Genomic DNA, 12,823 nt, shown 5'->3' with positions numbered 1-12,823 from the left:
TAACTCTTTAAAAAAATAAAATAAATACTAAAAATACTGATAAATAAGGAGAAAAAATGAAAAAAGTATTAGTTAGTGGAATTAAACCAACTGGAGATTTAACTCTAGGGAATTATATTGGAGCTTTAAGAAACTTTGTTGCTTTACAAGATGAATTTGAATCATATTTCTTTGTAGCTGATTTACATGCACTTACTACTGGAACTGTAGATGCTAGTGAACTGAAAAAAGCTAGAAAAACTATTGTAGCCTTATACATAGCGTGTGGACTTGATCCTAATAAAGCTACAATCTTTTATCAATCACAAGTAGAAGCTCACGCAATGATGCAATGATTATGTGCATCTGAAACCACATTAGGTGAATTACAAAGAATGACTCAATACAAAGATAAAGCAACTAAATTAAAGCAAACCAATGGAACAAATAAAATACCAACTAACTTATTAATGTATCCCACATTAATGGCTGGAGATATTTTGCTTTATAACCCTGATATAGTTCCAATTGGAGAAGATCAAACTCAACACTTAGAATTAACTAGAAACATAGCTGAAAGATTAAATTCTAAGTATGGAGCAAGTTTCACTTTACCAGATGGATACATTCCACAAGTGGGAGCAAGAATTAAATCTCTTACTGATCCAACTTCAAAAATGTCTAAAAGTGAACATGGTACAAAATCTACAATTTATTTACTAGAAAATCCACAACAAGCTTATAACAAAATAATGAAGGCTGTAACTGATTCAGAAGGTAAAGTTTATATTTCAAAAGAGAAACCTGGAATTTTAAACTTATTAAATATTTATGCAGCATTAACTAATATGTCACTTAAAGAAGCAGAAGCTAAATTTAAAGATTATGACTATAAACAATTTAAAGAGGCAGTAGCGAGTGAAGTTAAAAGCTTACTTGAAGATATTCAAGCTAAATACAACGAAGCTTTAAAGGTAGCAGATGAAATTACTGATGCAGGTGCAGCTAAAGCTTCATACATAGCGAATAAAAATTTAAATAAACTTATGAAAAAAATGGGATTATATTTCAAGAAATAACAATTGCATCACCACATGTGATGTTTTTTGTAACAAAAAAGCCTTTGAGATAGGCTTAAATGTAATTTGAAACTTAATATAATAGTTTAATTTTTGATTTATTTTACTTTTTCATCTGAGATTAATTGCATTAAAGTTTTCGATGAATGTGCTTGTGCAAAATCTAAAATTAAGTTAGCTGGATTTAATAATGATGGTGATGAAGCACCAGTATCTTCAGAAGCAAATTTGTATGAAGTTACTTTTGGATTAAGTTCATTATCAAATTGAATTTTTGGATTTCTTAAAAATTCATAGTATTTATCTCTTGCTTTTTCAAGTTTTGTCTTGATTTCTGCTAAATTATTTGCATTTTTAAGTTTTGCATCCATATATTCAACATTAACTTCGTAGTAGTTCTTTTCAATTTTTAGCAATTCTGTGTAAACTTCATTTGCATTAAATGTTGTATCTTTTTCATCTAATGCTGAAATAGATTTTGAACTTGCATTAGTAATATCTCTAAATAATGGATTCTTTTCACGTAATTGTTTTAAAGCATCGGTTGTTACTTGATATGCATATTTATCTGGATGAGTATCAGACACTGAGTGTTCATTGTAGAATTGTGAATTAATAATATCACCTTGTCTTAAAAGTACAACAACTTCATTAAGCGGAATAATGAATGCTGATTTTTGAGCTTCTTTAGCTTTTTTATTAAAGCTTCTAACATAACCTTGTGCAGATTCAAGATCTTCATTAATTACATCATATAAGCAATTAGGATCGTAGTTATTCGGAGCTTTAGGAGCTCCAAAAATATCATTTTTAATTGCATTATATTCTTCTTTGAATGAATCATATTTTTTAACAATTTCTTCAGCATTATCTTTTAACTCTTGCATTTGTTTTAAAAGTTCTTCAGCTTTAACTACAGCATTATCAATTGCTTCATTGTATTTATATTTTTCGTTTTCAGGCAACTCATAGTATCCAAAGTAGAATTTTCCATCACTTTCTAAACCAGGGATAAAATTCTTTTGGCTCTTAATTTCTGTAATGAATTTTTCTAATGTTGTAATATTAGAATCATTTTGTTCTTTAGCATTTTCTACTGTAGGTTTTTCAATTTTAATACTATCAAAAATATCACGTAATTCATCAATTTTATTAACTGAAGCTTGTAATTCATCAACTTGAGTTTGTGCTTGTTTTGCATTTTTTATAAATTTAGCTGAAAGAGCTTCTAGATTAAGGTATTTGCTCATTTTTTCATCTGAAGGCGAAATACCTAGACCTTTAAAGTATTCTAAAAGGAATACAGCTGAATTTAATTCATCATTTAGTTTTTCATACTCTAATACTTTATCAAATAAGTCTGCTACAGTTGCATATTGTCCTAAACTTTGACCAGCTCTGTTTTTAGCTTTATTAAAGTAAACATATAATTCTTGGTATGTTTTTCCTAATGGAGTTTCTTCTTTTCCATCCTCAATTAATTCACTTCTCTTGTTTCTAATTTTTGAATTAAATAAGATATTTGTTTTTGTTTTAAGTGAATTAATTCTTTCAGTTAATTCAGCTTTCTCTTTTTCAACATCAATTTCAAAATTAGATAATTCAGTTTTTAATAATTTTAAGTATGCTGTAATACCTTTTCTTGTGTAAATATCTGGTATTAAGTCGTATCTTTGAGCATCAATATAATAATTGTAGAATTTTTCATATTTAATTGAATTTAAGTAAGTGACATTTTTCTTGTAGAAAGTGGAATAATCATCTTGAATTTTATGAATAATATCATCAAATTCTTTAAGCACTTCTTTATCAATAATTTGGTTTAATAACGGAAAAAGCGATACTTGAAAGTCTACACCATAGCTTGGATGAAATTTATCTGTAGTAGAAGGGTCTTGAATATTTTGAAATCATACTTTTTGTTCAAGGTGAATGTAATGCATGATTTGACTTGTAAGATTTTTATCTTGCGTTTTAGCTAATTCATATGTTTCTTTAATTTCTGCAACAGTTTCTGCTTGCATTTGCTTATTTTTTTCGAAAACTAATTTAGCTAATTCATCATGGCTTTTGCTTTCATAATTGGTAATTTGCATTTTTGCAGCTAATTCTTTTAATGATTTATCATCCATTGCTTTATATAGCTTAATTGTAGTTGTTTTATATGTTTCGTTTGTTTCTTGTGCTTTTAAGGCTTCTTGCAATTTAGTTAAATCAGCTATTCTTCAATCAAATAAGACATCGATGAATTCAGCCTTTTTAAATGGGATTTCAATGTCTGTGACACTTTCATCATCCGGAATAATAAGCTCTTGAATTAAGTTAGAAAAGTTCATTGCTTCAATTAAATTATTGTATAGCATATTTGAATTATCATATGAAAGTTCAATATTGTTTATATCTTTTAAGTTAGTTTTTAAAAGGTTCATTTGATTATTGATTAATTTTTTATTAGATTCATATCTATCTTTATACTTTGTGCTAATTGAATCAAGAATGTAATGGTTTAAACTTTGCACAAGTCTAATTGCCTCGATTACTGATGGAGCTCTTTTTAGATATTTTGATTTCAAGGATTTTAAGTTTTGTTTTTGAAAATCAAGTAAAGCTTCATTTTGCTTATTTTTTTCAGATAAATTAGAAATATTATTTTCGTATTTATTCATTTGAGATTTAATGAGTTCTTTTTGCTCTTTTAGAAGATTCTGAAGTTTTAAGACTTCTTTTTTTAATTTTGCATTTTCTATAACTTCCGCTGAATTTTGATATTTTTCTTCAAGCTCTTTTACTCTATTTTCTAAATCGGTTTTTGCTTTTTTAATTTGTTCTATTGCTTGTTGAGAATTTGCTTTTTGTGTTTCGGCATTTTTCAATTGAGTTTTTAGTGATGCTATTGATGACTCATAGTGTTCTTTATCTTTTTGTGATTTTTGTTCAAGATCTATTATTTTAAGGCGCAAAATAGATTCCATTTCAGCAAAATGAGATAATTTATCTTCAATTTCTCTTTTTTCTTGTTCTGCAAATTGCTTCGCTTCTTTAAGTTTAAAAATTTCTTGTTCTTTTCTATCTCTTTCCGCTTTAATATCATTTATTTGGGTATTTAAATTTTCTATTTCTGTAGATTTTGCATCCATATCTTTTTTATTTGCTTTCATCATATCAAACTCTCTGGTGAGAGCCTCTAATAATTGATCGGTCTTTTCTATCAATTGTTTCTTTAAATCTTCTTTTTCTTTATCAATATTTTTTTTGCATGAAACTACACTAAAGGGCAATATCGTAAGAGTCACTGAACTTACCATAGTTAATAAAACTTTAAATTTCTTGTTCATATTCATAATTTCTCCTTAACTAACTATTGATTTATAATAATTTTATTTTTTTTTTTTTTTTTTTGAAGCCAAGTGAAAATATGAAATAACCTATATGCTAGACTTAAAAGGAAAGATAAAATATTTTTATTTGGTTTTTCATTACTAATTATTTAAGAGGCATTATTTTAAAATGTTGTAACAAAAAAGCCCGTGAGGGCTTAAGAATTATTAGAATTCAAATGAATAATTAATTAATTGAAGGAATTGTCCTTTTGTAACTTTAGTTTTATCTGCTTTTAATTGTTCAATGAATTTAGATACTTTTTGGTTTAATTCTGTATTTGTAGATGTTTTTAATGATTCTTCAACAACTTGAATTCATAAATCAAGTTTTTTCATTAACTTATCAGAATCAGAAAATGTCTCATCAAAATGTTTTTCAACTAATTTATAAGTATTGTAAGAAATTACTAAAATTCTTTCTAATTTTTTAGCTGTAGATAATTTTGTTTTAAATTCTGCAAATCCATCAATGTCACCAAAAATTTCTTGATAATTGTGGAATTCAATAAAGATTGAATCAAATGCTGCTGTTCTATCTAAATCAGATTGTTTTGCAATTACATCAGCGATTTTAGCTTGTAATCCTGATTCAGATGATGAATCAATTAATTCAACTCATGATTTAATTGATTTAGCATGTAAAACAGCATTTTCTCTTTCAATAACTTCTGGGTGATTTAATTGATCTTCGAGTTTTTTCATATCTAATTTAAGATTTGCGATTTTAGTTTCTAAATCAGAAGCATGTTGAATGCTTGCATTTAATTTTTCTTGAAGTTTGTTGTATTTAGCTTGTAATTGGTCTAATGCACTTTTATCTTCTTGAGCTTTTGCTTCAAGTCGTGCTACTTGATCTTCTAATTTAGCTTTTGCATCATTAGCTGCTTTAAGTTGTTCTTCAGCTTGGTTTTTAGCTTCTTCGCTATCTGATTTTGCTTTTGTAAGTTCAGCAATTTGTTTATTTAATTCTTCTGTAGCTTTATCATTTGCACTTTTATCTTCTTGAGCTTTTGCTTTAAGTTGTGCTAATTGTTCTTCTAATTTAGCTTTTGCATCATTAGCTGCTTTAAGTTGTTCTTCAGCTTGGTTTTTAGCTTCTTCGCTATCTGATTTTGCTTTTGTAAGTTCAGCAATTTGTTTATTTAATTCTTCTGTAGCTTTATCATTTGCACTTTTATCTTCTTGAGCTTTTGCTTTAAGTTGTGCTAATTGTTCTTCTAATTTAGCTTTTGCATCATTAGCTGCTTTAAGTTGTTCTTCAGCTTGGTTTTTAGCTTCTTCGCTATCTGATTTTGCTTTTGTAAGTTCAGCAATTTGTTTATTTAATTCTTCTGTAGCTTTATCATTTGCACTTTTATCTTCTTGAGCTTTTGCTTCAAGTCGTGCTACTTGATCTTCTAATTTAGCTTTTGCATCATTAGCTGCTTTAAGTTGTTCTTCAGCTTGGTTTTTAGCTTCTTCGCTATCTGCTTTTGCTTTTGTAAGTTCAGCAATTTCAGTATCTTTTTGTGTTTTTTCAGCATTAAGTTGTGCAATTTGTTTATTTAATTCTTCTGTAGCTTTATCATTTGCGCTTTTATCTTCTTGGGCTTTTGCTTCAAGTTTTGCTACTTTAGCTTCTAATTGAGTTTTTGCTTCATTAGCTGCTTTAAGTTGTTCTTCAACTAGGTTTTTAGCTGCTTCGCTATCTGATTTTGCTTTTGTAAGTTCAGCAATTTCAGCATCTTTTTGTGTTTTTTCAGATTTATGTTGTTCAATTGTTTTGTTTAATTCTTCAATTTCTTTAACTTTAGCATTTAAATTAGCTTGTAATGTTTCTAAATTAGTAGATTTTTCTCTTAAAGAATCTCTTTCAGCTGTTATTTGAACAAGTTCTTGAATTTTGTCATTTAATTGTTTCTTTAATTTTTCATTTTCAGAATCTTTTGTAGAATCTTGTTTACATGATACAGCTGCAAGAGGTAAACTTACAGCAGAAACTGTACCAAATAGAGATAATAAAAGTCCTATTTTTTTGTTCATATATTTGTTTTCTCCTTGATTAAAATATGGGCTCAAAAAAATTTTATTCTTTTTTTTTTTTTTTTTTTGACGGAGCGCAAGACTTATACAACTATAAATAAGGGTTAAATAGAATTTTTTATTATTTTAATTTTTCTTTTTTGTAAAAATTATTTATAAAACTATTTTTTGGAATAGAAAAAAAGCCTGTGAAGGCTTAAAGTGTTATTGTATTACATGAATAAAATTGATGCTAATTCTAATACTTGAGCTTTAGTTCACTCAGCAATATTTTTAGCTTTTAATTCAGCTAATAATTTTTCTGCTTTATCTTTAGCTTCAACTTTTACTTCATCTGCTGCAATAGCTGCTTCAACAAATACTAAATATGATTTAGCAAATTTTTGAATTTCTTCATTGTTTTCAATTTTATCTTGTAAGTGTGATTTAACTTGAGCAAACATTTTGTGTGCAACAGCTAATGTATCTGCTAATGTTGTAGCTTTTTCGATTTCTGTATTGAATGCTTTAGCAGCATCTTTTTCAAAGTTGTTTGCAAATAATTTTAAGTATGCGTTAAATTCTAAGAATAATGATTTAACAGCAATTTCTTCATTTAAATCTTTTTGAGCTTTAATAGCTGCTTCGATTTTTTGAGCTAATTCTGCACCTTCAGCTGTGTCAATAGCTTCGATTCATGTTTTTATTGTTGTAGCTATAAATTAAAAAGCTGCTAATCCACCTAAACAGTGGGTTAACAGCTTTTTGTAGTTCCTTGTTATAATAATATTGCTTCAAAAAGAAAGGAACCACACTTATTATATGTTAATCGAGAATAAATATAATAAAAAAAGTATTTTTTGTATAAAAATTGAGGAGCAAGTTTACAAGACTGTTGCATTAAAAACACAAAGAGAAGCATACCATCATTTTGTGATTATGGATTCATTAAATAATGAAAATATAAACAAGATGCATAAAGAAATAAATAGCATCAGAGAACAGAAAATCACAAATTTTAACATTGAAAAACTCGCAATAATGTTTAAACATTTTGAAACAGCAAATTCACTTACTGAAATTGCGAAATTAATGAATATATCAAATAAAATTTTGAAGCAAAATTTAAAACTAGCCACATTAGATCTTAAAGCAGAAGACTCATATAAATTCTGTAGTAATTGTGGAAAGAGATTAACAACTATTTTTAAAGTTTCACATCATGAGTGATATAAATATAAAATAGAAAATATTAAAAATCCAGTTGAACAATTAAGGCAAAATACCTTATTAAAATGAAAAGATATTGTTCGCTTTTCAAAATACTGAAGTAAACAACACAAACGAGTTAAAAAACTTTTATCTAAAGGACAACAAATTTCTATTGATGAAAAGAAATTTGAACCACTTATATCTGTTGCTACATTTCTTGATTATTATAAAGAGCAATTGGAAGATAAAAATGCTTTTGTCCCTACACCACAGGCTTTTTATGACTTTATGGATTGTGATTATGTACATGAAATAGATTTTTCAATCTTTATTATTAAATCAAAAAGAGGAATATCTAAAGCTCATTGAGATAAACAGCAAAATAAAAAGAAAAAGCCAAAAGGAACTCAATCAACAAAGATTAATTTTGGAATTTCTATACATTTAGCTCCGCTATCTATAAGAAACAGAGAAGAGTTTGGTCATTATGAAATGGACACTGTAATACTTAATTTAAGAGCTAAATGATGTATTTTAACATTGCTCGAAAGAAAAACAAGAATGCTATTTGGGATTTTAACACGGCGAGATGCTGAATCAGTTAAAGAAGCGCTTATTACACTAATTAACCATCATAATTTAACAATATTATCTTTAACCATTGATAATGGTTCTGAAAATGTAAAGTTAAATGAAATTAAACAAATACCAGTTATTTATAAGTGCGATACATATTCTTCATGACAAAAAGGAAGCATAGAAAATGCTCATAAAAAAATCAGAAACTTTTTACCAAAAGGCAAGTTTCCTAGATATGTTAATGATGAATATATTTTTCAAATGTTTATCGCAATAAACGACCAATATAGAGAGTATATTGATGATAAAACAGGTAGAAAAATAAGACTAAAAACTTCAGAGTTCTTCAATAGTTTTATTTAAGAAAAATATCGCATTTCCAGCCCCGGCTGTGTTTTTGCATACTCTTTTTGCAAATTTAGTAAAATTTCTACAGCAATATTGAGGAACTACTCAATTTTTCCCTTTGGTGGACGTTCAACTTTTTAATTAATATTATTTATTTTAGCTAAATAACATAAGCATAAAATGTAATATAATTTTGTTAATTTTAAGGAGAAAAAATATGAAAGCTAATAAATTATTAAACCATACAACTTCTCACCTACTTGGTGCAGCAGTTGAAACACTTTATCCTGGAGTTAAACTTGGTTTTGGTCCAGCTACAGATGAAGGATTTTATTATGATTTTGAATTTCCTACACCTTTAAGTGATACAGAATTATCAAAAATCGAAAGACAAATGAAAAAATTCGCTTCACGTAATTTAGTTATGAAGCAAGTTTCAATTAATGAATATGATTTCACTAATAAACCATACAAACAAGAGTTATATGATGAATTAGTAGCCGCTGGAAAAGAAGTTACCTTTTATGCTCTTGTAGATCCACTTAATAATGAAACTGTTTTCGTTGACTTATGTGCTGGTGGTCATGTGGAAGATACTAAGAAAATTAAACACTTTAAATTACTTTCACTTGCTGGTGCATACTGGAGAGGAAACAGTGATAACATCCAATTGACTAGAATTTATGGAACATCTTGAGATACTGCAGAAGAATTAGATTCTTACCTTGCTATTTTAAAAGATAGAAAAGAAAGAGACCATAGAAAAATTGGTAAAGAATTAAAATTATTTACCTTTAATAAACTCGGAGGACAAGGTTTACCATTTTGACTTGAAGACGGAATGTACATCCACAATGAAATCAGAAACTTAGTGCTTAAAATGGACAGAAAATACGGATTTACTGAAGTTTTAACTCCACACTTTGGTGAAGAAGAACTTTACAAAATCTCAGGTCACTTAGATCACTATAAAGATGATATGTTTAGACCAATTGTGGTTGAAAATGAAAGATTAATTCCACGTCCAATGACATGTCCTCACCACATTTTATGTTACAACACAGAAAAACGTTCATACCGTGATTTACCTATTAGATATTCAGAACAATCACAACTTTATAGATATGAAAAATCAGGTGCTTTAACTGGTCTAGAACGTGTTAGAGGAATGCTTTTAACTGAAGGACATTTATTTGTTCGTAAAGACCAAATTGCCGAAGAATTTAAATCAATGTACCAATTAATTAAAGAAACACTTGAAATTTTCAAAATTAAAATTTCATATGTTTCTCTTTCACTTAGAGATCCTGAAAACAAAGAAAAATACTATGAAGACGATCATATGTGAAATGAAGCTGAAAACCAACTTCGTGAAGTGCTTAATGAATTAGGTGTACAATATGAAGAAAAAATCGGTGAAGCTGCATTTTACGGACCTAAAATGGATATTCAAATCTTTACTGCTTTAGGACACGAAATTACAGTTTCAACCTTACAACTTGATTTCTTACTTCCTGAACGTTTCCAACTTACATATACTAACCAAAATAATGAAGATGAACGTCCTGTTATGATTCACAGAGGTTTAATTGGAACATATGAAAGATTTGTTGCTATTTTACTTGAACAAACTAAAGGAGTATTACCATTTTGACTTGCTCCAAAACAATTCACAGTAATTCCTGCAACAAATTCAGCTGAAGATGTTAAATATGCTTCAGAAGTAAACAACATCTTATTTAATGCTGATTTCAGATCAAAACTTGATGATAGAGAAGAAAGACTTGGTAAAAAAGTTCGTGAAGCTCAAATGTCTAAATCTAAATTCCAACTTATTCTTGGTGAAAAAGAACGTGAAAATGAAAGTGTTTCATACAGAGAATATGGAAAAGATGAAACAGTTACATTACCATTATCAGAATTCATTTTAAAAATGATTAGATTGAGAGACTCACGTGAGTAAAACTAAAAAAACCAGTGCCTGAGCTATTGCTTTTTACATTTATTTAGGTCTTTTTAGTGCATTATTAATCTTAGTTAGTGGTGTAATTATTCCTTGAAGTATTATTGTTAAAGATTCAGGATATAAATTACCACTTGTAGCTAGAGTACTACTTTCTATTGTTTATGCTTTTACTATTATAATTTTTGCATTTACACTAGCATGAAATGAAAAGATATCAATTTATCGGGTAGCTAATTATTTCTTTTTAGCTGGTATTGTGCTTACATTGTTTTGAATACCTTCATCAAAAACAGTTGATAGCAAAATGGTGATAGATTGAATCTCGTTCCCATTTGATGTAGTATTAGTCTTTATCTTATGTGCAATTGTTTATTTAGTAGCAACCTTTACTTTATCTAAACCACTGCTTGATAAATTAAAAACTAGATTCAGCAAACCTAAATCATTTTTAGAAGAAAATGAAACTAGTGAAATTAAAGCTGAAGTTGCAAATACTTCTAATCCACAAACTAAGAAATAAATAAAAACTTCCATAGCGGAAGTTTTTTTCTAGAATTTGTAACCAGTGAAGATATCTTCTAAGTCATCTTCATCAATAAGATCTTCTTCAAGTTCTTTATCGTGTTTAGTGTTTAAGTTATCACTAAAAGCTCAAGCAGCATTTACATAATATGCTCCACCATTATTTTGTATTTCGTATCTAATTGAGTTTTTTTCTAAAAATGTTTCAAGAGCAGCTTTTAGTGTTCCTGTTCCATTTCCTGTGATAAAAAGCACTGAATCAACTTTACTTCTTTTAAGATCATATAAATGTCTTACGACTTCGATCATTGCTTCTTCACTTGTTAAACCATGCAAATCTACATTTCTCATCTTTTAACTATAACTCCTGCATTTTTTAACAATTCAATCGCAAACTTATTAAACTCTTTTGCATCATGCTGCGGAGCATCATAAGTTGCTATTGCATCTTTATAAACAAAAATCTTTTTATCAGCGTGTAATTTATTTAAATAAGTTTTTAAACTTAAAGTTAATTGTAGTACACATATATCACTGCAGCAACCAACAATATAAAATTCATCATATTTATCTCACAGGTTAACCGGGATATCTCAAAAGGCATTCGTAGTATTTTTATATAAAATTTCTTTAACATACGGTTGCAGTTGCGGAACTATTTGTGCCTGAGTGCTGTTAGCTAAACAATGTTGTGGATACACTTGCATTTCTAAATCATCTTCATAATGATGGTCACAAACAAAAAGATTATTATCAAAGTTTTGTACTATATCTTGTATAGTGGGGATAATATCTTTTATGTTATTTGAAGCAAGAGCACCTTCATAAGCAAATCCATTTAGCATATCAACTACAATTAAAAGTCTCTTATTCATTTTCCTCCGCTTGACATAAAGGACAGAAGCTTGTTCCTCTTCCGTTTTGCTTATAATCTAATTTTACTTTTTTTTATTGGAGTAATGTTACATAAAGAGCAAATTTTCCCTTCTTTTCCATATATTTTCAGTTTTTCCTGAAACGTTCCATATTTTGAGTTAACTGAAACGTAGGTATGAACTGAAGAACCTCCATGTTTTATGGAATCTTCCATAATTTCTCCAGCAGCAATAAGTAGTTGTTTTAAGCGATCTTTTGATACTTTATTACATTTAAGCATTGGATACATTTTTACCTTGTGCAAAGCTTCATCAGCATAAATGTTACCAATTCCAAGTACTAAAGATTGATCTAATAAAACTGATTTAATTGAAATATTTTTTCTTTGTAACTTTTCATAAAGTTCATCTACATTAGTATCCAGTGGAAGTTGACCTAAATTTTTAATTTGATAAATACTTCTATCATCTTGCGGTGAAATTAATTCAAATGAACCAAACATTCTTGGATCACGGTAAATTAAAATATCAGCAGTTGATGAAACAAATTCTTTTTTATCAGTATCGACAATAAATTCGACACAATTGTTATAACGTCAAATTGGTTCGGAAATGTAATTAAATCAAGAAGTGAAATAATATCTTCCTGACATTCTTAAGTGTGAAATCATTCTTAATTTATTATCAAATTCAAATACTATAAATTTCCCATAATTTTTAACACTTAAGATTTTTCTACCTTTAAGTTGATTAATAAAATCATTTACAGATACATTTTTAATTAATTTTTCTTTAATAACTTTTACATCTACAATTGTTTTACCTTGACTATAGTAATTTAAACTATTAGTTACTACTGTAACTTCAGGATATTCAGGCATA

The 12,823-nt window shown here is 28.0% G+C and carries 12 protein-coding genes; 5 read left to right on the top strand and 7 right to left on the bottom strand.

All coding sequences use genetic code 4. The annotated features are described in order from the left end of the window. Nucleotides 1–56 precede the first annotated feature (56 nt). Nucleotides 57–1,058 carry a tryptophan--tRNA ligase gene (trpS, locus tag Q8852_RS02650; RefSeq protein WP_305937635.1) on the top strand — a complete coding sequence of 334 codons (1,002 nt, stop codon included), beginning with the start codon at nucleotides 57–59 and terminating at the stop codon, nucleotides 1,056–1,058. 98 nt (nucleotides 1,059–1,156) lie between these two features. Here trpS and Q8852_RS02645 read toward each other — a convergent pair whose 3' ends face one another. The 3 genes from Q8852_RS02645 to Q8852_RS02635 all read right to left on the bottom strand — a co-directional run bounded on the left by Q8852_RS02645 (nucleotide 1,157) and on the right by Q8852_RS02635 (nucleotide 6,903). Beyond that, nucleotides 1,157–4,393, bottom strand: coding sequence for a coiled-coil domain-containing protein (locus Q8852_RS02645; RefSeq protein WP_305937634.1), 3,237 nt, complete (start codon nucleotides 4,391–4,393; stop codon nucleotides 1,157–1,159). A gap of 210 nt (nucleotides 4,394–4,603) precedes the next feature. Then, the gene (locus tag Q8852_RS02640; RefSeq protein WP_305937633.1) at nucleotides 4,604–6,460 is read right to left on the bottom strand and encodes a hypothetical protein; all 1,857 of its coding nucleotides are present in this window, start codon (nucleotides 6,458–6,460) and stop codon (nucleotides 4,604–4,606) included. 212 nt (nucleotides 6,461–6,672) lie between these two features. Beyond that, nucleotides 6,673–6,903 (bottom strand): hypothetical protein, encoded by a 231-nt coding sequence (locus tag Q8852_RS02635; RefSeq protein WP_305937632.1) that lies wholly within the window; start codon nucleotides 6,901–6,903, stop codon nucleotides 6,673–6,675. A gap of 1 nt (nucleotide 6,904) precedes the next feature. Between Q8852_RS02635 and Q8852_RS02630 the strand changes: the two genes are divergently transcribed. The 4 genes from Q8852_RS02630 to Q8852_RS02615 all read left to right on the top strand — a co-directional run bounded on the left by Q8852_RS02630 (nucleotide 6,905) and on the right by Q8852_RS02615 (nucleotide 11,064). Continuing rightward, nucleotides 6,905–7,165 (top strand): hypothetical protein, encoded by a 261-nt coding sequence (locus Q8852_RS02630; protein ID WP_305937631.1) that lies wholly within the window; start codon nucleotides 6,905–6,907, stop codon nucleotides 7,163–7,165. A gap of 96 nt (nucleotides 7,166–7,261) precedes the next feature. Beyond that, nucleotides 7,262–8,593, top strand: coding sequence for an IS30 family transposase (locus Q8852_RS02625; RefSeq protein ID WP_305937630.1), 1,332 nt, complete (start codon nucleotides 7,262–7,264; stop codon nucleotides 8,591–8,593). Nucleotides 8,594–8,795: 202 nt separating this feature from the next. Further along, nucleotides 8,796–10,541 (top strand): threonine--tRNA ligase, encoded by a 1,746-nt coding sequence (gene thrS / locus Q8852_RS02620; protein WP_305937629.1) that lies wholly within the window; start codon nucleotides 8,796–8,798, stop codon nucleotides 10,539–10,541. Beyond that, nucleotides 10,534–11,064: a hypothetical protein gene (locus Q8852_RS02615; protein WP_305937628.1), complete on the top strand. Its 531-nt coding sequence runs from the start codon at nucleotides 10,534–10,536 to the stop codon at nucleotides 11,062–11,064. The genes thrS and Q8852_RS02615 overlap by 8 nt, the downstream gene beginning before the upstream one ends. Before the next feature lie 29 nt (nucleotides 11,065–11,093). On the opposite strand, the gene Q8852_RS02610 is transcribed toward Q8852_RS02615, so the two are convergent. Genes Q8852_RS02610 through mutM form a run of 4 tightly spaced genes read right to left on the bottom strand, consistent with a single transcriptional unit; the run spans nucleotide 11,094 to nucleotide 12,822 of the window. Continuing rightward, complete coding sequence (locus Q8852_RS02610) at nucleotides 11,094–11,417, bottom strand: Smr/MutS family protein (RefSeq protein WP_305937627.1); 324 nt, start codon at nucleotides 11,415–11,417, stop codon at nucleotides 11,094–11,096. Next, nucleotides 11,405–11,941, bottom strand: coding sequence for a cysteine hydrolase family protein (locus Q8852_RS02605; protein ID WP_305937626.1), 537 nt, complete (start codon nucleotides 11,939–11,941; stop codon nucleotides 11,405–11,407). The genes Q8852_RS02610 and Q8852_RS02605 overlap by 13 nt, the downstream gene beginning before the upstream one ends. Next, on the bottom strand, nucleotides 11,934–12,002 hold the full coding sequence (locus Q8852_RS02600) for a zinc finger domain-containing protein (protein ID WP_305938406.1): 69 nt from the start codon (nucleotides 12,000–12,002) through the stop codon (nucleotides 11,934–11,936). Before Q8852_RS02600 ends, Q8852_RS02605 begins: the two co-directional genes overlap by 8 nt. Next, on the bottom strand, nucleotides 11,992–12,822 hold the full coding sequence (gene mutM, locus Q8852_RS02595) for a bifunctional DNA-formamidopyrimidine glycosylase/DNA-(apurinic or apyrimidinic site) lyase (RefSeq protein ID WP_305937625.1): 831 nt from the start codon (nucleotides 12,820–12,822) through the stop codon (nucleotides 11,992–11,994). Before mutM ends, Q8852_RS02600 begins: the two co-directional genes overlap by 11 nt. Between the last annotated feature and the right edge of the window lies 1 nt (nucleotide 12,823).

Source organism: Mycoplasma seminis (assembly GCF_030718845.1).
In the GTDB taxonomy this organism is placed as follows: domain Bacteria; phylum Bacillota_I; class Bacilli_A; order Mycoplasmatales; family Metamycoplasmataceae; genus Mycoplasmopsis; species Mycoplasmopsis seminis.
This window is presented reverse-complemented; position numbering and strand designations above follow the sequence as displayed.